The 26,954-nt window shown below is 64.1% G+C and carries 21 protein-coding genes and 1 pseudogene; 12 read left to right on the forward strand and 10 right to left on the reverse strand.

What is annotated here, in order from left to right:
• Positions 1-11 precede the first annotated feature (11 nt).
• The 3 genes from ACVWZM_RS43035 to ACVWZM_RS43045 all read left to right on the forward strand — a co-directional run bounded on the left by ACVWZM_RS43035 (position 12) and on the right by ACVWZM_RS43045 (position 3,316).
• Positions 12-533 carry an OsmC family protein gene (locus ACVWZM_RS43035; RefSeq protein WP_057019900.1) on the forward strand — a complete coding sequence of 174 codons (522 nt, stop codon included), beginning with the start codon at positions 12-14 and terminating at the stop codon, positions 531-533.
• 334 nt (positions 534-867) lie between these two features.
• The gene (chrA, locus tag ACVWZM_RS43040) at positions 868-2,091 is read left to right on the forward strand and encodes a chromate efflux transporter (RefSeq protein WP_456780647.1); all 1,224 of its coding nucleotides are present in this window, start codon (positions 868-870) and stop codon (positions 2,089-2,091) included.
• 70 nt (positions 2,092-2,161) lie between these two features.
• Positions 2,162-3,316, forward strand: a complete 1,155-nt coding sequence (locus ACVWZM_RS43045; protein WP_456856289.1) for an acyltransferase family protein — start codon at positions 2,162-2,164, stop codon at positions 3,314-3,316.
• Positions 3,317-3,467: 151 nt separating this feature from the next.
• Here ACVWZM_RS43045 and ACVWZM_RS43050 read toward each other — a convergent pair.
• The 3 genes and pseudogenes from ACVWZM_RS43050 to ACVWZM_RS43060 all read right to left on the reverse strand — a co-directional run bounded on the left by ACVWZM_RS43050 (position 3,468) and on the right by ACVWZM_RS43060 (position 9,919).
• Positions 3,468-6,936: pseudogene (locus tag ACVWZM_RS43050) on the reverse strand (ATP-binding protein).
• A 585-nt stretch (positions 6,937-7,521) separates the two neighbouring features.
• Positions 7,522-8,772, reverse strand: a complete 1,251-nt coding sequence (ltrA, locus tag ACVWZM_RS43055; protein ID WP_456855066.1) for a group II intron reverse transcriptase/maturase — start codon at positions 8,770-8,772, stop codon at positions 7,522-7,524.
• A gap of 523 nt (positions 8,773-9,295) precedes the next feature.
• Positions 9,296-9,919: a hypothetical protein gene (locus ACVWZM_RS43060; protein WP_456856291.1), complete on the reverse strand. Its 624-nt coding sequence runs from the start codon at positions 9,917-9,919 to the stop codon at positions 9,296-9,298.
• 737 nt (positions 9,920-10,656) lie between these two features.
• Here ACVWZM_RS43060 and rnd point away from each other — a divergent pair.
• Together rnd and ACVWZM_RS43070 are read left to right on the forward strand one after the other, a co-directional pair.
• Positions 10,657-11,805, forward strand: a complete 1,149-nt coding sequence (gene rnd / locus ACVWZM_RS43065) for a ribonuclease D (RefSeq protein ID WP_057019895.1) — start codon at positions 10,657-10,659, stop codon at positions 11,803-11,805.
• Between the two features lie 356 nt (positions 11,806-12,161).
• Positions 12,162-12,365, forward strand: a complete 204-nt coding sequence (locus ACVWZM_RS43070; RefSeq protein WP_016847412.1) for a cold-shock protein — start codon at positions 12,162-12,164, stop codon at positions 12,363-12,365.
• Positions 12,366-12,442: 77 nt separating this feature from the next.
• Here ACVWZM_RS43070 and purN read toward each other — a convergent pair whose 3' ends face one another.
• Both purN and purM read right to left on the reverse strand, forming a co-directional pair.
• Positions 12,443-13,093, reverse strand: a complete 651-nt coding sequence (gene purN, locus ACVWZM_RS43075; protein ID WP_225159066.1) for a phosphoribosylglycinamide formyltransferase — start codon at positions 13,091-13,093, stop codon at positions 12,443-12,445.
• Complete coding sequence (gene purM / locus ACVWZM_RS43080) at positions 13,090-14,163, reverse strand: phosphoribosylformylglycinamidine cyclo-ligase (protein ID WP_456856293.1); 1,074 nt, start codon at positions 14,161-14,163, stop codon at positions 13,090-13,092. The genes purN and purM overlap by 4 nt, the downstream gene beginning before the upstream one ends.
• 160 nt (positions 14,164-14,323) lie before the next feature.
• Between purM and ACVWZM_RS43085 the strand changes: the two genes are divergently transcribed.
• From ACVWZM_RS43085 to ppx, 4 genes are all read left to right on the forward strand, one after another.
• Entirely contained in the window at positions 14,324-14,866 is a 543-nt protein-coding gene (locus ACVWZM_RS43085; protein WP_028332358.1) for a CDP-alcohol phosphatidyltransferase family protein, read from the forward strand.
• Between the two features lie 87 nt (positions 14,867-14,953).
• Complete coding sequence (locus ACVWZM_RS43090; protein WP_168856980.1) at positions 14,954-15,631, forward strand: P-loop NTPase family protein; 678 nt, start codon at positions 14,954-14,956, stop codon at positions 15,629-15,631.
• A 131-nt stretch (positions 15,632-15,762) separates the two neighbouring features.
• Positions 15,763-17,967 carry an RNA degradosome polyphosphate kinase gene (locus tag ACVWZM_RS43095; protein WP_076831991.1) on the forward strand — a complete coding sequence of 735 codons (2,205 nt, stop codon included), beginning with the start codon at positions 15,763-15,765 and terminating at the stop codon, positions 17,965-17,967.
• Positions 17,968-17,980: 13 nt separating this feature from the next.
• On the forward strand, positions 17,981-19,483 hold the full coding sequence (gene ppx / locus ACVWZM_RS43100) for an exopolyphosphatase (RefSeq protein WP_310884761.1): 1,503 nt from the start codon (positions 17,981-17,983) through the stop codon (positions 19,481-19,483).
• A gap of 3 nt (positions 19,484-19,486) precedes the next feature.
• Here the strand turns inward: ppx and ACVWZM_RS43105 are convergent, their stop codons facing one another.
• Together ACVWZM_RS43105 and ndk are read right to left on the reverse strand one after the other, a co-directional pair.
• Positions 19,487-20,326 carry a TerC family protein gene (locus ACVWZM_RS43105; protein ID WP_057019890.1) on the reverse strand — a complete coding sequence of 280 codons (840 nt, stop codon included), beginning with the start codon at positions 20,324-20,326 and terminating at the stop codon, positions 19,487-19,489.
• 112 nt (positions 20,327-20,438) lie between these two features.
• Positions 20,439-20,861: a nucleoside-diphosphate kinase gene (ndk, locus tag ACVWZM_RS43110; protein WP_016847423.1), complete on the reverse strand. Its 423-nt coding sequence runs from the start codon at positions 20,859-20,861 to the stop codon at positions 20,439-20,441.
• A gap of 346 nt (positions 20,862-21,207) precedes the next feature.
• On the opposite strand from ndk, the gene ACVWZM_RS43115 reads away from it, so the two are divergent.
• From ACVWZM_RS43115 to ACVWZM_RS43125, 3 genes are all read left to right on the forward strand, one after another.
• Positions 21,208-21,471: a hypothetical protein gene (locus ACVWZM_RS43115; protein WP_018271306.1), complete on the forward strand. Its 264-nt coding sequence runs from the start codon at positions 21,208-21,210 to the stop codon at positions 21,469-21,471.
• A gap of 210 nt (positions 21,472-21,681) precedes the next feature.
• Positions 21,682-21,864 carry a hypothetical protein gene (locus ACVWZM_RS43120; protein ID WP_038377182.1) on the forward strand — a complete coding sequence of 61 codons (183 nt, stop codon included), beginning with the start codon at positions 21,682-21,684 and terminating at the stop codon, positions 21,862-21,864.
• A gap of 107 nt (positions 21,865-21,971) precedes the next feature.
• Positions 21,972-23,834 carry an ABC-F family ATP-binding cassette domain-containing protein gene (locus ACVWZM_RS43125; protein ID WP_456856294.1) on the forward strand — a complete coding sequence of 621 codons (1,863 nt, stop codon included), beginning with the start codon at positions 21,972-21,974 and terminating at the stop codon, positions 23,832-23,834.
• Positions 23,835-24,103: 269 nt separating this feature from the next.
• On the opposite strand, the gene ACVWZM_RS43130 is transcribed toward ACVWZM_RS43125, so the two are convergent.
• The 3 genes from ACVWZM_RS43130 to ACVWZM_RS43140 all read right to left on the reverse strand — a co-directional run bounded on the left by ACVWZM_RS43130 (position 24,104) and on the right by ACVWZM_RS43140 (position 26,730).
• Complete coding sequence (locus ACVWZM_RS43130) at positions 24,104-24,658, reverse strand: hypothetical protein (RefSeq protein WP_083715152.1); 555 nt, start codon at positions 24,656-24,658, stop codon at positions 24,104-24,106.
• Positions 24,659-24,759: 101 nt separating this feature from the next.
• A complete protein-coding gene (locus ACVWZM_RS43135; RefSeq protein ID WP_456856296.1) occupies positions 24,760-25,212 on the reverse strand; it encodes a DNA polymerase III subunit chi in 453 nt (150 codons plus the stop codon).
• 15 nt (positions 25,213-25,227) lie between these two features.
• Positions 25,228-26,730 (reverse strand): leucyl aminopeptidase, encoded by a 1,503-nt coding sequence (locus tag ACVWZM_RS43140; RefSeq protein WP_456856298.1) that lies wholly within the window; start codon positions 26,728-26,730, stop codon positions 25,228-25,230.
• Positions 26,731-26,954: the final 224 nt, after the last annotated feature.

Genomic DNA, 26,954 nt, shown 5'->3' on the forward strand with positions numbered 1-26,954 from the left:
GGAGACGAACGATGAGCTTCAGGTTCAAGCAGGTTTTCGCAGACACCCAACAGGCGCTCGGCGCCGATCCGGCGCAGGCGCAGGCCGTGTTCCAGGCGACTTCGCAACTCGGCGACGGCGTCAATAGCCGCGTTGCCGTGCGGCAATTCAACGTCAGCGTCGACGAGCCGCCGGCGCTGGGCGGCAAGGACACCGCACCGAACCCGGTCGAGTACATCCTCGCCGCGCTCGGCTCATGCCAGGAGATCACCTATCGGCTCTATGCCGACGCGCTCGGCATTCCCCTCAACGGCGTCTCCGTCAAGCTGTCGGGCGCCATCGATCTGCGCGGCTTCTTCAGCGTCGATCCAGACGTGCGCGCCGGTTTCCAGCAGATCGAGGCCGAGGTCGCCATCGACAGTCCGGCCTCCGCGGCTGACATCGCCCGGCTGAAGGAAACCGTCGACCGTCATTGCCCCGTGCTGGACATCCTGCGCAACCCGACGCCGGTGGATCTGAAGTTGCGCACCGGACCGCTGAGTGTGGCCGCCTAACGTGCCATGTGAGCGTTAACTCACTCTCCACCATGCGCCGAGGCCGGCTGCGGTAACCATAAGGCTTAACAGCGCGTCAACGCTCCCCCAACAAGTCTAACTGTTTCTGATGGGGAGAATGGCCCGTGGACGCATTTGCATTCGAATTTATGGGATTGGCGATGATCGCGCTCTGTCTCGTCGTGCTGGCGATGCCCGCCGCGCGCCGGCCGTCGAAGAACATCCGCTACGAGTGAGAGCCGCGAGAAATAAGGCGCTCAAACGTCATCGAATGGCGATATGCTCGCGCTGACGAGTCCCGACCTGGGACGCAAATTGCGGGAATTGACGACGCTTGAACAACACCGACGTCCCGCAGCCCGGCACACCGCCCGCCACCGCGAGCTCGACGCACTCGCCGCTCGAGGTGCTGCTCATCTTCTTCAAGCTCGGCGTCAGCTGCTTCGGCGGCCCGATCGCCCATATCGGCTATTTCCGCGACGAGTTCGTCACCCGCAGGCGCTGGCTTGACGAACAGGCCTATGCGGATCTGGTCGCGCTCTGCCAATTCCTGCCGGGCCCTGCGAGCAGCCAGGTCGGCTTTTCGCTCGGCCTGATGCGCGCCGGGTACCTGGGGGCGCTGGCCGCCTGGACCGGATTCACGCTGCCCTCGGCGATCGCGCTCGTGCTGTTTGCCTTCGGCGCCAGCGGATTGAGCGGCCCTGCGGGTAGCGGCCTGGTGCATGGCCTCAAGCTGGTTGCGGTGGCGATCGTCGCCCAGGCCGTCTGGGGCATGGCGCGCTCGCTTTGCCCCGATCGCGAACGCGCCTCGATCGCGACGGTCGCAGCACTCGTCATCCTCGCCAGTTCGTCGTCGATCGCGCAGATCGGCGCGATCATTCTCGGCGCTGTCGCCGGGCTTTGGTTCTGCCAAGCGCAACAGGCCAACGGGGTCACCCATATCGCGATGCCGGTATCGCGCCGCGTTGGCGTCGCAGCGCTGATCCTGTTCGTCGCGCTGTTGGTCGGACTGCCGCTGCTGTCGCGGACATGGCCCGGCCTCGGCCTGTTCGAGGCCTTCTACCGCTCGGGCGCGCTGGTGTTCGGCGGCGGCCATGTCGTGTTGCCGCTGCTGCGCGAAGCCGTGGTGACGCCGGGCTGGATCGGCGACGATGCGTTCCTGACGGGCTACGGCGCCGCGCAGGCGGTGCCGGGTCCGCTGTTCACCTTTGCCGCCTATCTCGGCGCCGTGATCGGCGGCCTGCCGGGCGCGATCGTCGGCCTCGTCGGCATCTTCCTGCCGGGACTTCTCGTGCTGCTCGCAGCGCTGCCGTTCTGGGATAGCTTTCGCAAACGGCCGGCGGCGCAAGCGATGATGCGCGGCGTCAACGCCGCCGTCGTCGGCCTTCTGGGGGCCGCGCTCTACAATCCGGTGTGGACCAGCAGCGTCCACCGTCCGCTCGATTTCGGCATCGCGCTGGCCGGCTTCGTCCTGCTCACGGCATGGCGCGCGCCGCCGCTCGTGGTGGTCGTGCTCAGCGCGGCCGGCGGCATCGCCACCGGGCTCCTGCAATCGTGAACGACCGTGCGGTCGTTTCGCCGGGTGGATTAAGAACGCCTTCATGCCTCGCCGCCACGATAGCGGATATATGCCGAGCGCATCTAAACAACCGGATCCGACCCGGGTTCCCGTGCTGGACCTGCTGCGGCTTGCCGCGGTCGGGGCCGTGATCCTGTATCACTACGGCTTCTGGGGCGTGGCATCGAACGGCGTGCAAAAGGTGGCGATGCCGTACCTCGCCCCGGTCGCGCAATACGGCTTCCTCGGCGTCCCCGTGTTCTTCGCGATCTCTGGCTTCGTCATCGCCTATTCGGCCGAAGGCCGCACGCCGGTCGGTTTCGCGATCGCCCGCTTCAGCCGGATCTATCCGACCTTCGTCATCTGCATGACGCTGACCTTCCTCGCGACGCTGCTGTTGGGCCACGCGTACTTCCACGTGACGTGGGGGCAATGGCTGGCAAACCTGTTCATCGCAGCCCCGATGCTCGGTCAGCCCTACATGGACGACGCCTACTGGTCGCTGGTGATCGAGGTCGTATTCTACGTCTGGATCACGCTGTTCCTGGCCTGGGGCATCTTTCCGCGGCGCATCGACACGCTCATCGTGGCGTGGATCGCAATCACCTTCGCCAACGAGCTGACCCTCGACGTTCCGCTGTTCGAAAAGCTGTTCATGGCCGACGACAGCGGCTTCTTCGCCGTCGGGCTCCTGATCTATGAGCACTACCGGGGACGGCGCGACACCAGGCTGTACAGCCTGCTGACGCTGGCGATCGGCACGGCGACGTTCCAGGCCGTGCACAAGCTGGAGCGGCTCGGCGTCCACACCCATGGCAGCTTCGATCCCCGCGTCGTGACGGTGATCTGCATCGTCTCGCTCGGCATCGTGTTCGCCGCCACTCGCATCAAGTCGGTAGCCCTGCCTGCAGGCCTCGTCAGGGCCGTCGGCGGCATCACCTATCCGCTCTATCTGCTGCATCTGCAGCTCGGCTACGTCATCCTGCTCCTGATCACACCAACGCCGGACGGGCTGTCGACCGCGCTGGTCGTGACGGGCATGGTGGTGCTGGCATGGCTCGTCTGGCGCTTCCTCGAAGGCCCCGCGCATTATCTCGTCAGGGACAGGCTGACGACCCTGGCCTCGCGGCACGGATGGCCGTCACGCGTTCGCGCGAACGAAGCCCGGGTCGATCGGGACGACGTTGCCTCGCCAATCGAGGCCAGCAGCATCGCCAACCGCTGATCAGTCCGGCGCACATCGCCGGAACAGCATCCACCCAACGTTGCCGCCGCCGCGAACTTGGGCCGAAGCGAACACCATCATTCATCTGCGATGCGTGGAGACGACGGTCAGGCGCAAGCGGGCGGACGGGCCCCGGGGCGCCTCTGTATCCTTAGACCCGCCCGCTCCATTCTTGATCTCCGGGCATTTCCATTGCCAGTTCATTCGCCAGCTCGAGCGCTTCCTTGACGTCAGGCGTACCTAGACCTTCCGTGAACGTTCGAACGACGGGTAGCAACAGCTCGGCCGCTCGCGCCTGTTTGCCGGAATGTCGCCATAGGCGCGCCAGGCTGACAGCTGACCGTAATTCAAAGGACCGCGCGCTTTGCCTGCGCGCCAGCTCGATCGAGGCGAGGAACATTCGCTCGGCGGATTCAACGGACGATGATATCGAGTCATTGAGCGTCATCTCACCTTGCAGACGATAGATCTCGGCTTCGTAAAAATGCTCTCCCGTTCTTCTCCCGATCGCCAGTGCGCTGTCGAGTTCGTGCAAGGCAGCATCCGGCAAGCCGGCACTTGCATAAGCCTTCGCGAGCAGGCTTCTGAACCAGCAACTGGCTAGCCGGGCGCTCATGCCCTCGTAACCGTCGATAGCCATTCGCATCTGGTTCAATCCCTCATCGACATTCCCGAGCTCGGTCATCGCCCATCCTCGCAGGATGGTTGTCTGATGCTTCCAGTGCAGGAAGCCGTGTTCCGATGAGAGAGCCAGTGCCCTGTTGGTATAGTCGTGGGTCCCTTCGACATCGCGGAGATGCTGGCAAACGTAGGCGCCGAATGTCAGCGCAAACGACAGCGTGAAGGGGTGGCGAAGGTCTTCCGCTTCCGAAATAGCCTGCTGGCTATATCGGCGCGCCGCGTCAGGACGGCCCAGAAACCACGACACGTACCCGAGATACGAGAGCGAGACGATGCCAGGATGGATGCCATGCGTTGCCGTCAGGGCGCCGTGTAGATCAGGACTGTACAGATTCCTGAAGCGATGAAGGTGATGTTCGGCGGCGACAAACCGCCCGCGGTACAGCATGGTCATCGCGATCGCCCGATGCGCCTCGATCAGATATCCCGTCTGTTGCGTCGCGGACGAACTTTGGTTCGATGCCTCGCGCCTTGCGAACTGCAGGAGCTCCGCGCTCAGCTCATGCGCCCGTGCGAGATCGCCGCGGATGAAGTGGCACACCCAAAGTCCGCGCGTCGCCGCAAAGACCTTCGCCATGTTGCCAAGATTCCGGCCGAGTTCGAGTGCGCGAACATAGTTCTCCTCGACTTCCCGCACGGCGTATCCCTTTGCCGCGATCAGGGCGGTGCCCAGGGCGATGCGAAGCTCAAGCTCGGACTCGTTTCGGCCCTGCATGCCGGGTGAGGCTTGCAGAACCCCGAGCCCACGACGCAAATGACCGATCGCCTCCAGAGTCGCACCCTTCATTGCGGCCTGCTTTCCGGCCTTGAGCCAGAAACCCGCAGCCGGCTCGCTTTGTCCAGACTCGGTCAGGTGGTAGGCGAGAAGCTCCGGTTCGCGCTCGATCTTTTCCGGATATTTTTCGGCCAGCACGCGTCCGATCTTGGCGTGCAGCGTCCGTCTTTCCCTGTGCAACAAGCTTTCATGCGCCGCATTCTGGATCATCACGTGCTTGAACGAGTACAGCGCCTCCGGCAGAAAGCCGAAGCGGACGATTAATCCGGCTGCCTCCAGATGGTTCAGGGCGGCTTCGATCTGGTCCGCCGGCGCTTCGGCAACCTCGCGAAGGATCTCATAAGAAAACTCGCGGCCGATGGTAGCGCCGATCTGCGCGATTTTCTTGAACGATCCCATCCGGTCGAGGCGGGCCATCAGGGAATCGTTCAATGTCGCGGGAATAGCGAGCTGATGCCACGGACCGGACAAGACGTAACGTCCATGTTGCTCAGTCAAGACGTCGGATTCGAGAACGGCCTTGGTCAGCTCTTCAAGGAAGAGCGGCACGCCATCGGTTTTGACAATGATGTCCTCAATCACCTCTCGGGGAAGCTCCTTTTCTCCAGCCACACGTTCGACCAATATCGTGCGGACCTGTCGGCCGAGACGCTTGAGGTTCGCACTGATGGTGTGCGCGTGATCCTTCCAGCCCGGCTGAAACTCCGGACGACAGGTGATCACGACAAGGATCGACGTGGTGCGAACGTTCTCCACCAGCAGATCGAGCACGGCCCGCGAGGTGGGATCGATCCAATGTGCGTCCTCAAAATCGATCAGGAGCGTCTGCTCGCGCGCTTGCGCGAGCAGATGGTTGACGAGCGTGGCGATCGTCGCATCCTTCAGCTGTTGCGGCGAGAGATCCAGGGCCGCGTAGCGGTCCCCGGTGGGAATTGAAAGCAACGCCGCAAGGATCGGCACCACTGTGTCCGCCTCGCCGTTCGAGGCGGCGACACCAGCTTCAAGCTTTGTCAGCCAAAGCGCAGACGCGTTCTCGCCGTCAAGGCCGAGCGAGAATTTGAGATGCTCGATGAAGGGGTGAAAAGCGGTGCTGCTGTAATAGGGAGAGCACTGGAACGAAACTTGTCCGTGCTGATCACCCGCGATCCGCTCCCGCAATTCCTGAACGATCCTGGATTTTCCAATTCCCGGCTCGCCCCGTCAGCAGCACGACCTGCCCCTCATGGGCTTTCGCTTGCTGCCAACGCGTGAGCAGCAATGCCACCTCTTCGGTGCGGTTGACCAGCGGCGTCAATCGGGAGCCCATGGCTGCGGCAAATCGCGTCTCGGCGCGGCAGGGCCGAACCACGAGCCAGGCCTGGGCCTTCGTGGATATCCCCTTCAGCGCGTGAAATCCGAAGTCCTGGTAGTCGAACTTTCCTCTCAGCAGGGATTGCGTCGAAGACGCAATCACGACGCCGTCCGGAGGCGCCAAGGCCTGCAGACGGGCAGCCAGATTTGGCGTCTCGCCGACTGCGGAATCGTGCTCCTCGGTGTCCTGTCCAACCAGGTCTCCGACGACAACAAGGCCGGTCGCAATCCCGATGCGCACACTGGGCCCATGACTTGCAACGTCGCGGGCGTCGCTCGCTCTCGCCGACGACAGGCTCCGTACAATTTCGAGCGCCGCACGCACCGACCGCTCGGCGTCATCCTCATGCGCATTCGGATAGCCAAAATAGACCAGAATGCCGTCCCCAAGGTAGCGGGCCGCGAAGCCTTCGTACCGCTTGACCACGCTGACGCACTTTTCCCTGAAGCTCGCGATAACGTCGCGGACGTCTTCGGGATCGAACTGCTCGGACAGCGAGGTCGAACCGACCATGTCGCAGAACATCACGGTCAGCTGGCGCCGCTCGGCGCTCACCGCCGCGCTTTCCGCGACGCTCCTACCGCCGGCGGGACCTTTTGCCGAACGGGTCAGGGAAGCAACCGCGCGCTGCAAGCGCTTGCGGTCTCCCAGCGGAAGTCCAAGTTCGACCAGATCCTGCTCGGTCAAATCGGGCAGGATGTCCAAACCGATGCGATGCAGGACAAAGAGGTCGCTATACTGGCCGAGATCAACGGTTTCGAGCCAGTGCTTGAGAGCAGCCTCCATATCGGCGCTTGGCTGTTTCTCCGGCATTGTGATCCGTCCGACTGCGGGCCATTGGCGACAATGGGCCTCGTTCGACGATGCCAAGGGACCTGTTTACCCCAGACTGGACGCGTTCACAAAGTGCGAAAACAAGGAGCAGACCGATCGAAGACGCACTCTGCCCTCGGTCACTCGGATATTCGAGATAGCGCACGCGCTGGTATTTTGGCCCTTCGCCGACTGCGATGGCGCTGTAGGCGAAACCAGAGTCGCCCCCTCGGGCGCCATCATCCAACCTCCGGCATGTTCGGCACTCGGCGCGACAAAGGCGCCCGGCGAACGACGGCGTGACTCACGAATTTGCGCGCGGAGCCATTCGATTTTGCGCGCCATGACAGGCAGCCCCTGCCACCGAGTTGCCCGTCTGGGGCTATCCAGTCCTTGGCAGCGCTGCCCGGTGCCGTGACCAGCGATTGCTCGCCAATCCGGCACAGAACACCGCGTCAGCGCTGTTGGGGATGGTCTGCGCGAACCATCGGTCGACATCCGGCGAGGTTTGGTCGAGTCGCCCGGGGGAGTTTCACCCCCAGGCGCTCACAGATCCGGACGTGAACGTCTCCGCTCATCCGGCTCTTACCGTCCAGCCGCCGTCTTGTGCAGCATCGGCCAATGGGCCAACAGCGTGGGGGTGCGGCAAGCAATGTCCCGTACCCAGTGCTCTGCCCGTCTTCGATGTCGCCGCAGACGTTTGTATTTCGACATCGCCCATCGCGCGAGACATCGGTCGAGATGGCGTAGTGTCGGGTAAAGCGCCGACTTGTAGTACCGACCATAGTAGTTCATCCAGCCTCGAATGATCGGGTTGAACATCCTCGCCAGGTCGTCGATCCTCTTATCCACCCGGCAGCGTAGTTGCCAGGCACGGATTTCCTGTCGGATTGCCTTCGTCGCGGCATTGCTGACACCGGGGCTGAAGTTGACGAAGTGCTTTCCCCAACGGTTCTTCGACCGACGGGCACGGAACGTGTAGCCCAAAAAGTCGAATTTCTGTTCAGGATAATCACCTCGCCGGTCGTCATCCTTACAATAGACTATCTTCGTCTTGTCCGGATGAAGCTCCAGTCCGCATTCGGCAAAGCGCTTCGCAAGCGCCTCCTTCAGTTCTTGTGCCTGCCGCTCACTGTCGCAATGGCAGAGAATATCATCGGCATAACGCTCGAACGGGATGCTCGGATGATTTCTTCGCATCCACATGTCGAACGCATAGTGGAGAAAGAGATTCGCCATCAGCGGTGATACCACCGAGCCCTGCGGCGTGCCCTTCTCTCGGGGTTCAGGGGTGCCGTCTTCCAGTTGAACGGGAGCTTTAAGCCACCGTTCAATGTACAACAACACCCAAGCGCAGTCCGTGTGCTTCCGAATCGCCTTGAGCAAAAGCTCATGCGATATCGAGTCAAAATAGGCCCGAATGTCGAGATCGAGCACGAAGGGATGCCGCCAGCATCGCTGGCGAGCAACCCCAACGGCATCGAGCGCCGATTTTCCGGGTCGATATCCGAACGAGTCTGGATGAAAGTGTTTCTCCAAATCCGGCTCCAGATATCCTTTGACGACCGCCTGAGCAACGCGATCCGACACCGTAGGAATTCCTAGTGGCCTCTTCCCGCCGTCGCGCTTGTCGATCTGCACACGCTTGACCGGCGGTGGAAAGTAGCTACCCGAAGACATTCGATTCCAGAGCTTGTACAGATTGCTCTGCAAGTCTGCCTCGAACACCTCGATCGACTGCTCGTCCACACCGGCTGCGCCCCGATTTGCTTTGACCCGTTTGTACGCCTCCCAAACCCAGCGCTTGGGGATGTCATACGGCTTTGCTTGACCCAAAAGAGTCCTCCCGTTTCCGGTTGTTCTTCCAATCAAGCGGGACAGTGCCGTGCCTTCGCTCCGCCACCATTACAGTGCCTTCGTCACTACTACACACGGCTCCGTCCCTGCATCGCGCATTGGTACTCAGACTCTTGTGGGGCTTCCACTTGAACCATTCCCTTGGCATCGCGATACAGGTTCCCACGTTCCGCACAGAAGCCTGAACCGAGGTCACGCCACCTCGCCTGCCGGACGCCGCCTGAGCCGTAAACAGGTATCGCTCAGACTGATCCCAAGATAACGACTACCCCTTGGTTTTGACGTCTTCCCTACGCTTTCGACAGTTCATCGGTGGTTCGCTTGCGCTCGTCTCCTCGATCCTTACCTGACAGAGTCTTGCTCTGCCTTTTCCGGTCTCGCTCACCACCTCGACCATTGGGCCGAAGCAGCAGCCGGTGGTTTGAACCCTGATCCTGCAACCCGAGTTCGAGGGGCCAACCCCCATCTTCTGTGCAGCAAGGCTGCTCAAAGGTGCTCTACATCACACCTCCTTCGCGCCGTCGTGGCGCACGGTCGTCGGCTCATCGCGATAGCGAAGCCGGCCATAGGCCCCCCGCATCACCATCGTCGTCTTCTCGACGGTTTGACGAGGGTACAGGGTTGCAGCCAGTTTGAGACAGAGATCGTCGAGATCATCCGCGTGCGTGTCGTCCGAGATAGCGGGCACGACGCTGCGGCACTGCGCGCGACCCAGCACGTAGATGACCGGATTTCTCGTCCGCCAGCACAAGCAGAAGTCAGCCGGCGCCGCCGGGTGACCGAACTCCGCCGTCATAGCGGCATCGAACATCCGCTTGAAAGAGCCGCGACCACGATGCGTGTCTCTGACGGCGGTACCCGAGAGATAGATCACCGACGTGCTGGCAACGGCGAGGCGCTGAATGATGAGGTAAGCCACGCATTCACCGCCGTGGTGGAGCAGGACAATGCCGTGGTCGGGCTTGAACGGAGAGTGTTCGCGGGACCAGAACTTTTCCTCCGTCAGCCAATTCGTGTCGATGATGCTGTTGATGCTCTCGAGCACTGCATCGCGGCGCTGTTCCGGGACTTCAGAGGCGATTTGAAACAGCTCGCTGGTGACAGCCCCGGGCTGCGTCGCGATCACGATAGCGGCTCCTCGTTGGTCATCGACTTCAGGTTGCTTTGGCAGAGTACGGCACCCATGATCGGCCAAGCAAGCCGGCCCCCGAGAAAGCTCAGCACTCCGGTTGACCCAAATCGCCATCCCGACGGCGCAAGCTCCCGCAGCGGCGCGCCCCCACTACGACTGTCATCGTCCGCGAAAGCGGGCGATCCAGTACGCCGCCGCCTCTCGGTTCGAGCACAACTGTCTCTGGAATACTGGGCGGATTCAACCGGTCGAGCCGGGCGATCAAAGCTGCAAGTGGGGACGCAATGACGGCGCGGTGCGCCTCGTCACCATGACGGGTCGGTTGCAGAAGTCCGCAAATGTCACAGCCCCAAGCGTGGCGACGCATGACTTCGGAATAATGGAAAAATATCGCTGATTTGCCCGACGTGTCAAGTTGCCGTGTCGAACACCGCTAGCTGTCGGCTCCTTTGCATGGGGTTGTTTTCGATATTTTGGTCGTGTGTCCCGGCGCCAGCGGGCTATCGCCTGTGGCGCTCAGCCCCCGTTCGTCAAGCCGGGCGGTGACACCGAAGATGGCGGACGACCGACGAACTGCCGGCACGACCGGGCCAAAAACACCCTCGAATCACGCCCAATCAATTCAAAAACGGCCCGTCCCTCACCCCGCGCAGGGCCAAAATCCCTGCAAGACCCTTGACATAGCTGCCCTTTCGGCAGAACGCGTGTGGTCAAGCCGTTATGGACACTTCATGGATTTGATTAGCACGACCTCCGACCTCGCCGCCGCCTGCGACCGGCTCGCCAAACACAAGGTCATCACTGTCGACACCGAGTTCCTGCGGGAGACGACCTACTATCCGCTGCTCTGCGTCGTGCAGATGGCGAGCGCGGACGAAGCCGTCGTGGTCGACGCGCTGGCACCCGGCATCGACCTCAAGCCGTTCTTCGACCTGATGTCGAACGAGGCCGTGCTCAAGGTATTCCACGCCGCGCGGCAGGACATCGAAATCGTCTGGCACCTGTCCGGCACGATCCCGCATCCGATCTTCGACACCCAGGTCGCCGCCATGGTGCTCGGCTATGGCGACAGCATCGCCTACGACCAGCTCGTCGACCGCGTCACCGGCCACCGCCCCGACAAGACCCATCGCTTCACCGACTGGTCGCGCCGGCCGCTGACCGACGAGCAGCTCCACTACGCCGTCTCCGACGTGACGCATCTGCGCGAAGTGTTCGCAGCCCTCGATGCCGATCTGAAGAAGCGCGACCGTAGTGACTGGGTCAGCGAGGAGATGGAGGTCCTGACCTCGCCGAAGACCTACGACTTCCATCCCGAGCGCGCCTGGGAGCGGCTCAAGACCCGCGTCCGCAAGCCGCGCGAGCTCGCGGTGCTGATCGAGGTCGCGGCCTGGCGCGAGCAGGAGGCGCAGAGCCGCGACGTGCCGCGCTCGCGCGTGCTCAAGGACGATGCGGTCGGCGATATCGCCACCCATGCGCCGACCTCGCTGGAGAAGCTCGGCAATCTGCGCTCGCTGCCGAAGGGCTTTGAGCGCTCGAAATGGGGCGCTGACATCATTGCCGCCGTGCAGCGCGGGCTCGCCCGCGACCAGGCCATGCTGCCCAAGCTGGAGAAGCCGAGAAACAATTCCAACGGCGCGGCGACCGTCGAGCTGTTGAAGGTGCTGCTGCGCATGACCTCAGAGCGCCACGGCGTCGCCAGCAAGGTGATCGCCACCGTCGACGACCTCGAGCAGATCGCGGCCAGCGATCAGGCCGAGGTCGGCGCCCTGCACGGCTGGCGCCGCGAACTGTTCGGCGAGGCCGCGCTCAAGCTCAAGCACGGCCAGCTTGCGCTGGCGATCGACAAGGGCCGCGTGGTGCGGGTGGACCGGGGTTAGCGCGTCCGCCTGGTGCCCGCCAGGTTCCACCGGCAGTCGGCCAGTGGCCGAACGCGTTGCCCCGGAGTTCGACCGGCACAGGCTGAGGTTGCGTCACGCAAAACCACCGCGCTTGCTAAGGCGCAATTTTCGTGTTGCAATCCGTTCACAATCGGATTTGCGGCCGTTCGACTGTGCGTTTCGCGACGTTGATATCCAAGGCTTCGATGTACAGGGCCTCGAGAGGCGAAACTTCGGACTTGAAGACTTTGGATCTGACGACCCGGGAAGTGAACAGACAGCGCAAAGTCCGCTTGTGGCGTGGCACGTGGAAAACGTGGCCGCGTCTTTTTTATGTCTAAACTGGGAGAGAGACGATGCCGAAGGGTACCGTCAAATGGTTCAACCCGACCAAAGGTTACGGGTTCATCAAGCCAGCCGTCGGCGACAAGGACGTGTTCGTCCACATCTCGGCGGTCGAGCGCGCGGGCCTCAGCACATTGAACGAGAACCAGTCCGTCGAGTACGAGCTGGTGGAGAACCGCGGCAAGGCGTCGGCAGAGAACCTCAAGGTTCACTGAACGCCGCTGCCAGCGGAATTCATCCTGATGCCTCCCCCGGCCGCATCACCCCGGGGGATGTCTCCTGCAACCGCGCGCTAAGGCGCCGGCGCGATCAGGGTATGGTCGGTTGCGCCGCTGCCCAGGGTCTTGCAGAGATCGCCTTCGAGCTTGAGCCGGCCGCTTGCCAGCAGCCGCAGCGCCTCCGGATAGATGCGATGCTCGATGGTGATCACGCGCGCGGCGAGCGTCTCGGCCGTGTCGTCGTCAGCGACCGTGACCGCGCCCTGCATCACGATCGGTCCGGCGTCGGTCTCCGGGATCACGAAATGCACCGTCGCTCCGGACAGCTTGACCCCTGCACGCAACGCCTGGCCGTGCGGATCGAGACCCGGAAAGCAAGGCAGCAGCGAGGGATGGATGTTGAGCATCCGTCCGTACCAGTGCCGCGCGAACTCGGCGGTGAACAGCCGCATGAAGCCGCCGAGGCAGATCAACTCGACCTGCCTGTCGTCGAGCGCCCGCTGCAGCACGGCCTCGAACCCGGCGCGGTCCTTGCCGAACGGCTTGCTCTCGATGACGATGGTCGCAATGCCGCTGGCGGCCGCCTTCTCGAGCCCGGCGGCATCGGCGCGGTTCGAGATCACGGCCACGATCTCGGCCGGGAAATCCGCAGCCTTCGCAGCCTCGATCAGCGCGGCCATGTTGGAGCCGCGGCCGGAGATCAGGATGGCGACGCGGCGCTTCATCGCGAGAGATCGAGATGACCGTTATAGACCACGCGATGCTCGCCTTTGGCCTCGATCACCTCGCCGAGCAGTGTCACCGTCTCGCCGCCGGCGGTGAACGCCTCGGTCACGGCGTCGACCGCATCAGCCTTGACGATCGCGATCATGCCGATGCCGCAGTTGAAGGTGCGCAGCAGCTCGAGCTCGGCGATGCCGCCCTGCTCGGCCAGCCATTTGAACACCGGCAGCACCGGCAGCCGCGCCAGATCGATGCCGACGCCGAGATGCTTCGGCAGCACGCGCGGAATGTTGTCGGTGAAGCCGCCGCCGGTGATGTGGGCGAGCCCCTTCACCGCGCCGGTGTCGCGGATCGCGCGCAGGCAGGATTTCACATAGAGCCTGGTCGGCGTCAGCAGCGCTGCGCCAAGCGTCATGACCGGCGCGAACGGCGCCGGCGCGTCATAGGCAACGCCGGACTGCTCGACGATCTTGCGCACCAGCGAATAGCCGTTGGAGTGCACGCCGGAGGAAGCCAGCCCGATCACGGCATCGCCCGCCGCGATATCCGCGGTCGGCAGCAGCGTGCCGCGCTCGGCTGCGCCGACCGCAAAGCCGCCGAGGTCGTAATCGCCATCCTTGTAGAGGCCGGGCATCTCGGCGGTTTCGCCGCCGATCAGCGCGCAGCCGGATTCGCGGCAACCCTCGGCGATACCAGCGACGATCTGCGCGGTGGCCTCCGGGTGCAGCTTGCCGCAGGCGAAATAGTCGAGGAAGAACAGCGGTTCCGCGCCCTGCACGACGAGGTCGTTGACCGACATCGCGACCAGATCGATGCCGATGCCGGCATGAATGCCGGTCTCGATCGCGATCTTCAGCTTGGTGCCGACGCCATCGGTCGCGGCCACCAGGACCGGATCCTTGAAGCCGGCGGCCTTGAGGTCGAACAGCCCGCCGAAACCACCGATCTCGGCGTCCGCGCCAGGCCGCGCGGTGGCCCGCACCATCGGCTTGATCAGATCGACCAGTCGATTGCCGGCGTCGATATCGACACCCGAATCCGCGTAAGTGAGCCCGTTTTTGCGCTCGGTCATGCCCAATTCCAGATGATCAGGGGCTGGTTACGAGGAATTCCGCCCCCGCGCAATGGCTCGCGGCGCTGCTGCCGCGATACTATGTAGATAACACAAGGCGGCTGCGCAAAAGAGCCGGATATCGAGTAAAATCAGGCTTCTAGCCGGGAAGCGATCCAAGTTGAGCATTCCGAACATCATCACCCTCGGCCGCATCATCCTGGTGCCGGTGATCGTCTGGGCCATCGTGTCCAGCCAGATGGAGATTGCGTTCGCGATCTTCGTGATCGCCGGCGTCTCGGACGCGGTCGACGGTTTCCTCGCCAAGCGCTTCAACATGACGAGCGAGCTCGGCGCCCTGCTCGATCCGCTCGCCGACAAGGCGCTCCTGGTGTCGATCTATGTCGCGCTCGGAATCTGGGGCGCGGTGCCGCGCTGGATCGTGATTCTCGTGGTGTCACGCGACATCATGATCGTCTCCGCCGTGATTGTGTCATGGTTGTTCGACAAGCCAGTCGAGATGAAGCCGCTGATGGTGTCGAAGCTGAACACGGTGGCGCAGGTCGCGTTCGCAGCGCTGGTGCTGGCCTCGCTCGGCTTCGGCTTTCAGCCGCACCCTTACGACCTGATCCTGATGGGCCTGGTCACGATCTTTACTTTGGGTTCGGTGTCCCTCTATCTCGTGGAGTGGGTGCGGCACATGAGCACGATCGAAGCTCGGTAGGCGGGATCCGGAAAAGTGGAAGCCGGTTTTCCCGCGACAAACGCAACGCGTTTACGCATAGCTAGATAAAGTGGTTTGGAGACCTGCGTGGCCAGTAGCGTTCAACCTCGTCAATTGGCCTTGGCCCTGCCGCACGAGGAGAAGCTGACCCGCGACGATTTCCTTGAGGGCCCTGCCAATGAGGCGGCGCTGGCGCTGATCGACGGCTGGCCGGACTGGCCAAACCGAATCATGCTGCTGGTCGGGCCTGACGGCTCCGGCAAAAGCCACCTCGCCGCGATCTGGGCCGAGAGCGCCGGCGCGCGCTCGACCGCGGCGCATGCGCTGACCGCCGACACGGTGCCGACCGCGCTTGCGACCGGTGCGCTCGTCGTCGAAGACCTGAGGCCGGCGGATTTCGACGAGCGCGCGATGTTTCATCTTTTAAATCTGGCGCGCCAGGACGATGCCTACGTGCTGATCACGGCGCGCATTCCGCCCTCGGCGTTCGAGATCGAATTGCGCGACCTGCGGTCGCGGCTCCGCGCGGTGCCGACCGTGACGCTGCTGCCGCCGGACGACCAGCTGTTCCGCGGCCTGATCGTCAAGTTCTGCGCCGACCGCCAGATGAGCGTGGACGAACCGCTGGTCAGCTATCTGAGCAACCGGATCGAGCGTTCCTACGTTGCCGTCCGGCAGGCGGTCGAGCTCCTGGATACCGAGGCACTCCGGCTCGGCCGTCCCGTCACGCGGGCGCTGGCGGCGGAGCTGTTGCGCGACGCCTGATCCATCCCGCGGCTTGACGGCGCAGGCGAGCGGAACATCAATGTCATCGAAACGTCATCGCAATATCACATGGTCTCTGCGGCTCTCGGCTACACCGCCCCGGCCCCTGCCCTGAATTGGACCAGCACTTTATGGACTCGGCACAAGCTACTGAAATCAAAGAAAAAGAGGCGGAGTTTCCCGCCATTCCCGCAATCGCGACCAGCCCCGAACGCTTCATCAACCGGGAGCTCTCCTGGCTGCACTTCAACCGGCGGGTGCTCGAGGAATCGGTCAATCTCGGCCATCCCGTGCTGGAGCGGGTCCGCTTCCTGTCGATTTCGGCGAATAACCTCGACGAGTTCTTCATGGTCCGTGTCGCCGGCATCAAGGCGCAGGTCCGCGAGGGCATTACCGAGCGCAGCCCGGACGGCCTGCTGCCGGCCGATCAGCTCGTGATGATCAACAAGACCGTCTCGCAGCTCGCCTCCGACCAGCAGGCGATCTGGAGCGACCTGCGGGATATCCTGGCCAAGGTCGGCATCCAGCTGGTCGACGGCCGCGACGTCACCAAGTCCGAGCGCAGCTGGATCGAGGATCACTTCCTCCACAGCATCTTCCCGCTGCTGACGCCGCTGGCGATCGACCCGGCGCATCCCTTCCCGTTCATCCCGAATCTCGGATTCACGGTGGCGCTGCAATTGTCGCGGATCTCCGACGGCAAGGCGATGAACGCGCTGATCCGCATGCCCGGCAAGATCGACCGCTTCATCCGCATCCCCTCCACCAAGGAAGGCGCGCCGGCGCGGCTGATCACGCTGGAGCAGGCCACCGGTCTCTTCATCGGCCGCCTGTTCCCCGGCTACACCGTCAAGGGCCAAGGCGCATTCCGCATCATCAGAGACTCCGAACTCGAAATCGAGGAAGAGGCCGAAGACCTCGTTCGCCTGTTCGAGACCGCGCTCAAGCGGCGACGCCGCGGGTCGGTGATCCGGCTCGAGATCGAGGCCACGATGCCAGAGGAGCTGCGCATCTTCGTGCAGCACGCCTTGTCGGCCGCAGACGACGAAGTGATCCTGGTCGACGGCGTGCTGGCGATGAACGAGCTGTCGCAGCTCACCCGCCTCAATCGCCCCGACCTCGAATTCCCGCCCTATGTGCCGCGCCACCCCGAGCGGGTGCGCGATCATGGCGGCGATATCTTCGCCGCCATCCGCCAGAAGGACCTCGTGGTCCATCACCCCTACGAATCCTTCGACGTCGTGGTGCAGTTCCTGCAGCAGGCGGCACGCGATCCCGACGTGGTCGCGATCAAGCAGACGCTCTATCGCACCTCGAACAATTCGCCGATCGTGCGCGCGCTGGCGGAAGCCGCCGAGGCCGGCAAGTCGGTGACCGCGCTGATCGAGCTGAAGGCGCGCTTCGACGAGGAAGCCAATATCCGCTGGGCCCGCGACCTCGAACGCGCCGGCGTGCAGGTGGTCTACGGCTTCATCGAATTGAAGACGCATGCCAAGCTGTCGATGGTGGTGCGCCGCGAGGGCGGCAATCTCACGACCTATGTGCACACCGGCACCGGCAACTATCACCCGGTCACCGCGCGCATCTACACCGACCTCTCCTACTTCACTTCGGATCCGATCATCGGCCGCGACGTCGCGCGGGTCTTCAACTACATCACCGGCTATGCCGAGCCGAGCGACATCGAGAAGATGGCGGTGTCGCCGCTGACGCTGCGCAAGCGGATCATCGAGCACATCCACGGCGAGATCGCCCACGTCAAGCACGGCCGGCCCGGCGCGGTCTGGATGAAGATGAATGCGCTGGTCGACCCTGATATCATCGACGCGCTGTACGAGGCCTCGCAGGCCGGCGTCTCGGTCGAGCTCGTGGTGCGCGGCATCTGCTGCCTGCGGCCGGGGCTGCCGGGACTGTCGGAGAACATCCGCGTCAAATCGGTGATCGGCCGGTTCCTGGAACACGGCCGAATCTATTGCTTCGGCATGGGTCAGGGCCTGCCGAGCACAAAAGCTGCTGTGTATATCTCGTCCGCTGACATGATGCCGCGAAACCTCGACCGCCGCGTCGAGGTTCTCTGTCCGCTGCAAAATCCCACGGTGCATCAGCAGGTTCTCGAACAGATCATGGTCGCGAACCTGAAGGACACCGAGCAAAGCTGGCAATTGTTGCCGGATGGGTCGTCAACGCGTATGAAGGCCGCGAAAGGCGAAGAGCCCTTCAATCTGCATGACTACTTTATGACAAATCCGAGTCTGTCCGGCCGTGGTAAGTCTCTCAAGGAATCTTCACCGCGCCGTCTCACGCGTCGCAACGAGCGTCAGCAGCCATCGTCTTAAGGGGGGCCTTACGGTGAAGCGGCCGCGGAATCGCGCTTCCAGCGTCGCTGTCATCGATATCGGCTCGAACTCGGTTCGTCTCGTGGTCTACGAGGCGATGGCGCGCAGCCTCATCACAATCTTCAACGAGAAGGCGCTGTGCGGGCTCGGGCGCGAGGTGCAGAGCACCGGCCTGCTCGCAACCGATGCCGTCAACAAGGCGCTCACCGCGCTGCGCCGTTTTCGTGCGCTGTGCAAGATCCAGCAAGTCGGCCGCGTCTACGCGATCGCGACCGCGGCCTGCCGCGACGCCAAGAACGGTCCGGACTTCATCGCCAAGGCCGAGCGCATCTGCGGCGCCAAGATCGAGATCCTCACCGGGCCGCGTGAAGCGAAGCTATCCGCGCTCGGCGTCGTCTCGGGCGTGCACAATCCGAACGGCATCGTCGGCGATCTCGGCGGCGGCTCGCTTGAACTGATCGATGTCAAGGGCAGCCGCGTGCGCAGCGGCGTGACGCTGCCGCTCGGCAGCCTCGCGCTGCAGGACCTCTCCAACAAATCGCTCAAGCGCGCCGAACGCATCGTCAAGAACGAGCTGCTCGGCGTCGCCCAGCTCAAGACCGGCCGCGGCCGCACCTTCTATGCCGTCGGCGGCACCTGGCGTGCGCTGGCGCGCATTCACATCATCCAGAGCGGCTACCCGCTCAAGGTGATGCACGGCTATTCGATCCCGGCGGCCGACGCACTCGACTTCGCGCAGCGGCTGCGACGGCTGGCGGCCACCAACATGCTGGCCAATATCGAGTCGGTCGCCGACGCGCGGCGGCCGCTATTGGCCTATGCCGCGCTCGTGCTCGAATACATCATCCGCGTGGCCCAGCCGAAGACCATCGTGTTCTCGACCTTCGGCGTACGCGAGGGCCTGCTCTACGAGATGCTGCCGCAGGCCGAACGCGCCAAGGACGGACTGCTCTGCGCCGCGCAGAATCTCAACGAATTGCTGTCGCGCTCGGCCCGCCACGCCCAGGAGCTGACGGCGTGGACCGACCGGCTGGTGCGCGTCGTCAGGCTACGCGAGACCGAGGAAGACCGCAGGCTGCGGCACGTCGCCTGCCTGCTCTCCGACATCGGCTGGCGGGTGCATCCCGATCATCGCGGCGAGGAAACCCTCAGCCTGATCATGAACGGCAATTTCGGCTCGATCACGCATCAGGGCCGCGCCTTCGTCGCGCTCTCGGTGTTCTATCGCTACGCCGGGCTCAGCGAGGAAAACGAGCCGCCGCCGCAGATCCGCGCGCTGGTGACGCCGGCGATGGACGAGCGCGCCCGCGTGCTCGGCGCCGCATTCCGCGTCGCGCATCTGATCACGGCGGCGCGCACCGGCGTGCTGCCGGCAACCCATTTCCGCACCCAGGGCCGCAAGCTGATGCTGGTGTTCGAGCACCGGATGGTGGATCTGGTCGCCGACCGCGTCGGCAGCCGCTTCAAGCAATTGGCGCGGCTGGTCGGGCGCGCCGGCTCGATCGTGCGGCGCTAGACCTCACGCCGCCTTGGCGGCGTGCTTGGCCTTGCGGAGTGCGTGGCGGCGCCAGATCGACCCCACGACCAGCACCACGATGATGCCGAGCACCGCGAGCGCGATCTCGCCGCCATTGCCGCCATGGGCGAATTGCGGCGACATCCCGACCGACGTCAGCCAGGAATCGAGCTTGGTACCGAGCGGTCCGGCGAACAGCGCGTCCAGCTTCGGATGCACGGCGGGATCGGTCGCGATGACGTCGCCCGCGATCCAACCGAGCAGCGCGGCGCCGGCCCAGACCAGGACCGGCAGCTTGGTGAGCAGCGCCATGATCAGCGCCGCGCCGGCAACGATCAGGGGAACGCTGATCGCAAGTCCGAGCACCAACAGCGGCACGCTGCCGTTGGCGGCGGCGGCCACCGCGATCACATTGTCGAGGCTCATCACGATGTCGGCGACGACGACGATCTGAACCGCGGCCCACAGATGCGAGGCCGCGTGCACGCTGTCCTCGTCCTCCTGCTCCGGCACCAGCAGCTTGGCGGCAATCACGATCAGCGCCAGCCCGCCGACCAGCTTCAAATAGGGAAGCTCCATCAGGCTGGCGACGATGCCGGTGAAGATGACGCGCAGCAGCACCGCCGCGGCGGCGCCGAGAATCATGCCCCACAGGCGCTGGCGCGGCGCGAGCCCGCGGCAGGCGAGCGCGATCACGAGCGCGTTGTCGCCCGACAGCAGGACGTTGATCCAGATGATCTTGCCGACGGCGACCCAGAACGTCGGCGTCGCCATCTCGTTCTTGAATTCGGTGAAGAACGCGCCGATGTACGCCGGATCAAAGATCTGCCACAGCCAGTCCACAGCGAGTCCTATTCGGCCTTGCGGCCGCCCCTGGCGGCGGTCGTCCGCCGCTCCCCGGTTCTACTTCGACGCGGTCTCCTCGGGAGACCGCGCCACTTTCAGCAATACGGTGTCAGCCGACGATCTCGTTGCCGGCGAAGAACTGCGCGATCTCGATCACCGCGGTCTCCGGCGCATCCGAACCGTGCACCGAGTTCTCGCCGATCGACTTCGCATAGAGCTTGCGGATGGTGCCTTCAGCGGCCTTCGACGGGTCGGTCGCGCCCATCACGTCGCGATATTTCAGGATAGCGCCCTCGCCTTCCAGCACCTGGACCACAACCGGGCCCGAAGTCATGAAGTCGACCAGCTCGCCGAAGAACGGACGCGCCTTGTGGACGGCGTAGAAGGTCTCGGCCTGGCCGCGGGTCATGCGGATGCGCTTCTGCGCCACGACCCGCAGGCCCGCCTTCTCGATCACCGCATTGACCGCGCCGGTCAGGTTGCGCTCGGTGGCGTCGGGTTTGATGATCGAAAAGGTGCGTTCAATCGCCATGATTTCGTCCTTGTAAACTTGGCTGGGAGTTGCCGGGGCTTATATCGGCGCGATGGGATAACGGCAAGCGACCCTGTGACGCGTTAGCCTTTAGTTTTGACGCATTTTCACGACGAAAACCGTCGTTAGGGCGCCCTCCGGACAGCGGCCGGCTCGGCCAACTTACCGCGATTTCACCTAGGTGAACCCATTCTGTCAGCGCCGTGCCGCTGCCGTTCAGCTCAAGTCACATAGGCTCTGCAGCGATCGGACGCCTTGCTGGCCCCCCATCCGCAAGCCTCACAGGACGTCTCGGGAAATGTCACCGCGGGCGCGTCGCGCGCGCCCATACCTCGAGGAGACGATCATGTTACGCAAACTCTCGCTTGCCGCCGTCGCCGCGGTTTCGCTCGGTGCCGCCGCGCTCGCCCCGACCTCCGCTTCTGCGTGGGGTGGTTGGCATGGCGGCTGGCACGGTGGATGGCACCACGGCTGGTGGGGCGGTCCGCGCGTCATCGTCGGCGGCCCGGCCTATTACGGCGGTTATGGCTACGGCGGCGGCTGCTACGTGCGCCGCGTGGTGCCGACCCCGTGGGGGCCCCGCTGGCGCCTGGTCAACCGCTGCTACTGATCCATCGAATCTACGACTGCTCCCCTGACTTGCTTCTCGCCCCGGCCCTCGCGCCGGGGCTTTTTTCGGGTCCGCCGGGGGAACCCGGGCATATATGGGACCCACTACCTCAAGGCGAGAGCAAGGCGCGGAAACCAAATTCGGGGTCGCGACTTGTCATGGCGAGGAGCTACTCGAACATGCGAGGTGGAACTCGCCAAGAGACATGCCATGACGATGACAATGAGCAAGATCGACAAGGACGCCGATCAGATTGATCACAAGACCTGCCGTTACATCTGCGATGCCGTAGGCGAACGGCTTCAGCAAAGCATGCGGCCAGAGCCCGCACTTTCGTCTCGCCTGCAGCAACTCCTCGACGAGATGCAACGACGGGAAGGCGATCGCCATTAGATGTTGAGGGCTGACCAGCAGTCCAATTGCGTTTTTGCAACAGCTCCGGGAGAGATTTTACGAACAGACGGGGTTGCGTTTGGCGGCGGGTCCGGTGACAACGCTGCATGCTCTCCATCACTGACATCTCGGTCCGGATCGCCGGACGGCTGTTGATCGATCACAGTTCGGTGCAAATTGTACCCGGAGCCCGCGTCGGATTTGTCGGCCGCAACGGCGTCGGCAAATCGACGCTGTTTCACGCCATCCGGGGCGACATCCCGACCGAGAGCGGCAGCATCGCGCTGCCGCCGCGCTGGCGTATCGGCAGCCTCGCGCAAGAAGCGCCCGACGGGCCCGAAAGCCTGATCAATGTCGTGCTGAAGGCCGATCTCGAGCGCGACGCGCTGCTGCGCGAGGCCGAGACGGCGCACGATCCGCACCGGATTGCCGAAATCCAGACCCGGCTGGTCGACATCGACGCCCATTCCGCGCCCGCCCGTGCCGCGGCGATCCTCTCCGGCCTCGGTTTCTCGACATCAGACCAGGCGCGGCCGTGCGCGGAATTTTCCGGCGGCTGGCGCATGCGCGTGGCGCTGGCGGCGACGCTGTTCTCCGCGCCCGACCTCCTGCTGCTGGACGAGCCGACCAACTATCTCGATCTCGAAGGCACCTTGTGGCTCGAGAACCACCTCGCCAACTATCCGCGCACCGTGATCGTGATCAGCCACGACCGCGACCTGCTGGACACCTCGGTCGATCAGATCCTGCACCTCGATCGCGGCCGGCTGACGCTCTACAAGGGCACCTATTCCTCGTTCGAGGACCAGCGCGCCGCGCGCGAATTGCTCGACGCCAAGCACGCCAAGCGGCAGGCCGATGAGCGCAAGCGCCTGCAGGACTTCGTCGACCGCTTCAAGGCCAAGGCCTCGAAGGCGCGGCAGGCGCAGTCGCGCGTGAAGATGCTGGAGCGGATGAAGCCGATCACCGCGCTGGTGACCCAGGATGTTCATGAGATCTCGTTCCCGGCGCCGGAGAAGCTGCTGTCGCCGCCGATCATCGCGGTCGATGACGTCTCGGTCGGCTACGAGCCCGGCAAGCCGGTGCTCAATCGCGTGACGCTGCGCGTCGATACCGACGACCGCATCGCGCTGTTAGGGGCCAACGGCAACGGCAAGTCGACGCTGGTCAAGCTGCTGGCGGGCAAGCTCGCGCCGTTTGCCGGCCGGATCACGAGGGCCGACGAGCTGTCGGTCGGCTATTTCGCCCAACACCAGGTCGACGAGCTCAATCTCGACGGCTCGCCCTATGATCACATCCGCAAGCTGATGCCGGAGGCGCCGGAGAGCAAGGTGCGCGGCCGCGTCGGCGCGATCGGCTTCTCCGGCAAGGCCGGCGACACGCTGGTGAGGAGCCTGTCGGGCGGCGAGAAGGCGCGGCTGCTGCTGGGGCTTGCCACGTTCTACGGCCCGAACATGATCATCCTGGACGAGCCGACCAACCACCTCGATATCGACAGCCGTGCGGCGCTCGCGGAGGCGATCAACGAATTCCCCGGCGCCATCATCATGGTCTCGCATGATCGCTATCTGATCGAGGCCTGCGCCGACCGCCTGTGGGTCGTGGCCAACCAGACCGTCACGGCCTATGACGGCGATCTCGACGAATATCGACGCATGATCCTGTCGGCCAATGACGGCCGGCCGGCCTCGCGCGAGCGCGTCAAGGAGGCCGCGAAGCCGGAGCGCATCCGCAACGAGAAGCGTGCTTCACCCAGGCAGCGAGTCGCGCAAGCTGAGGCCGAGATCGAGCGCATCAACGGCATCATCGCCAAGATCGATACCGCGCTCGCATTGCCCGATATTTTTACCCGCGACCCCAAGCAGGCCGCGCAACTGACCAAGGCGCGCGCCGGCGCCGAGAGCGCGTTACAGCGCGCCGAGGAAGACTGGCTGGAAGCCAGCGCCGAACTCGACGAAGCGGCGAACTAGACCGGGCGGAGCCACATATCCGATGTCGTCCCTGCGAAAGCAGGGACCCATAACCACAGATGGTCGTTGCTGCACGATCGTCGAACGACGAGTCTCCATAACCACATCGGCCACGGCGTATGGGTCCCTGCTCCCGTGCGCAATTGCGCACTAGGCAGGGACGACCCGTGGAGGGAGCCGAGGCTCTCATTCTTTCCGGTGTGATGTCCGCGCGTCCGGTGTCATGCCCGCGCATGCAGGCATCGATCTGCCGCTGCGGCGAAAACGCTCTAGCCGTGCGAGGTCTTTTTCTTCTTCGGCTTCGCCTGCTTCGGCTCGGGCACGGGATCCGGGCCGCGTTCGACGGACGACAGGCGCCCCGAGGTAAAGGTGTAGATGCCGGCGCGCGCGCCGCGCGACCAGGTCACGACCGCAACGCGCCCGCCGCCCGGAGCGCTGGACAGGTTGACGCTGTCGGGCGCGCCGATGCCGCGCACGACGTCGCATTCAGTGTGGCCGAGTGCAACGCTGCCGCCCGTTGGCTGCGGCGGTGGTGCACCGCCGGCCTGTGCGTTGGCATCGGTGGCGCCCGGCGGCGGTGCCATGCCTGGACAGCTGCCGTCGGCACTGACGAGATCGTCGTTCGTCACCGGCTTGTCCGGCGTCAGTGGCGGCGATTCGATCGAGATGTTGCGGATGAACACCCGCCCGGGACGCGAGAACCATTCCGCATCGCGCGAAAACAAGTCGGATCCGGCGCCCGAACAGCCGGCAAGTCCCGGTGCAAGCACCAGCAACGCCAGCAGCGACTTCCGACTGAATGTTCCGTCCCGCACGATCGACAAAGCTCCTACCCCTTACCTAAGGGCTTGTCCGAACATCACTTTGCGGCATGACCGTGGCCCGCCCCAAGAAACGTCGAATTATCATTAATTAGTAGCTATCGCTATTGGCGCCGCTGCCAGCGTCCCCGCTCGTCGGTCTGCCAATAGGTGACCTCGAAGCCGCGCGCCTTGCAAGCGGTCCAGCTTTCCCTGGCCGAGGCCACCGCGTCGGGGTCGTCGCCGTTGAACACGAGGACCACCCGCTCGTAGCTGTCGCAGTCGGCCGGCAGCGCCGCATTATCGACCAGGAAGCGGACATTGGCCCGATTCGGATTGCTCTCCTCGATCGACAGGATGATCGGCTGGTCCTGCGCGTCGGCGACGCGCGAGGTCGCGTGCGGCAGGAACGAATCGTCACTGTAGGTCCACAGATGCGCGTCGAGCGTCTCGGCACGCTCCTGTGACGTCGATTGCACGACCACGCGCCAGCCGCGCTCGAGCGACTTCTCGAGCAGCGGCGGCAGCACGCTCTCCAGCGTCATGTTCTGCAGGTGGTAGAACAGAACCTCGGTCATGCGCCGGCCGACACTCTATTTCCTGGCTTCATAATAGTCGGAGACCAGCCGCTCGAGCAGCCGGACTCCATAACCCGAACCCCAGCTCTGATTGATCTCGGTCTTCGGCGCGCCCATCGCGGTGCCGGCGATGTCGAGATGCGCCCACGGCGTGCCGTCGACGAAACGCTGCAGGAATTGCGCTGCCGTGATCGAGCCGCCGTTGCGCCCGCCGGTGTTCTTCATGTCGGCAAATTGCGAATCGATCTGCTTGTCGTATTCGGGACCGAGCGGCATGCGCCACACCTTCTCGCCGGTCTCGAGCCCGACCTTGGCCAGCCGCTCGGCGAGTTCGTCATTGTTGGAGAACATGCCGGCGTGATCGGTGCCGAGCGCGACCATGATCGCGCCGGTCAGCGTGGCCAGATCGACCATGAATTTCGGCTTGAACTTCTTGGCGACGTACCAGAGCACGTCGGCGAGCACGAGGCGTCCCTCGGCGTCGGTGTTGATGATTTCGATGGTCTGGCCGGACATTGAGGTGACGATGTCTCCCGGACGCTGCGCATTGCCGTCGGGCATGTTCTCGACAAGGCCGATGGCACCGACCGCATTGACGCGGGCCTTGCGCGCCGCCAGCGCGTGCATCAGCCCGACCACGCAGGCCGCACCGCCCATGTCGCCCTTCATATCCTCCATGCCGCCGGCCGACTTGATGGAGATACCGCCGGTGTCGAAGCAGACGCCCTTGCCGACGAACGCGACCGGCGCCTCGCTCTTCTTGCCGCCGTTCCAGCGCATGATCACGGTGCGGCCGGGTCGCGCCGATCCCTGCGCGACGCCGAGCAGCGCGCCCATGCCGAGCTTGGTCATCGCCTTGACGTCGAGCACCTCGACGCTGACGCCGAGCTTGCGAAGCTGGCTGGCGCGGCGTGCGAATTCCTCGGGATACAGCACGTTCGGCGGCTCGTTGACGAGCTCACGCGCCAAATACACACCGTCGACGACGGACGCTTCAGGCGCGTAGGCCTTCCTGGCGGCGGCAACATCGTCGACGGCGATCGAGACGTCGGCCCGCAGGGCGCCGTCCTCGCCGTCCTTCTTCTTGGTCTTGTAGCGGTCGAACTTGTAGGCGCGCAGACGGATGCCGGTGGCGATCGCGGCGGCCTGGCCGGCGGCCATCGCGGCTTCGGGCAGTTCCGCGACCACGGTCATCGAACCGCTGCCGGCATTGAGCTTGCCGGCCGCCACGCCGCCAAACTTGAGAAAATCCTTCTCCTTGAGGTCGGCCGCCTTGCCAATGCCGATCACGATCAGCCGCTCGACCTTGATTCCCTCCGGCGCCAGGATGTCGAGGACCGCCCCACTCTTGCCCTTGAACTGGTTGGCGGCCGCGGCCCGCTTGACCGTCTCGGCGGCAGCTCCCAGCGCCTTCCGGGTGGCGGCTCCCAGCTTCAATTGGTCGTCGCAAAAGACCACCAGAATACCGCGAGCGGACGCGGAGATCGGAACAAAGCCGACCTTGACGGCGTCGGACATAGGAAAATCCTCCAGAACTCAGGGTGTTGCTCGGACCTGAGGCGGTCCTTCCGGCACGCGGGGTGAGCATTGCATGGCGGTCCGAAACCAGCCCGGACCGGGCTTGTCATACACTATGACCTGCCGGCTGCGCCGCTGCCAAGCGCCGGAGTGGCCGGAAGGCCACAAAAGCGATTAATTAACCATAAATTAAGCGCGCCTTGGCCCGGCCATTTTGTTGACGG

The organism is Bradyrhizobium sp. USDA 4501 (genome assembly GCF_054062115.1).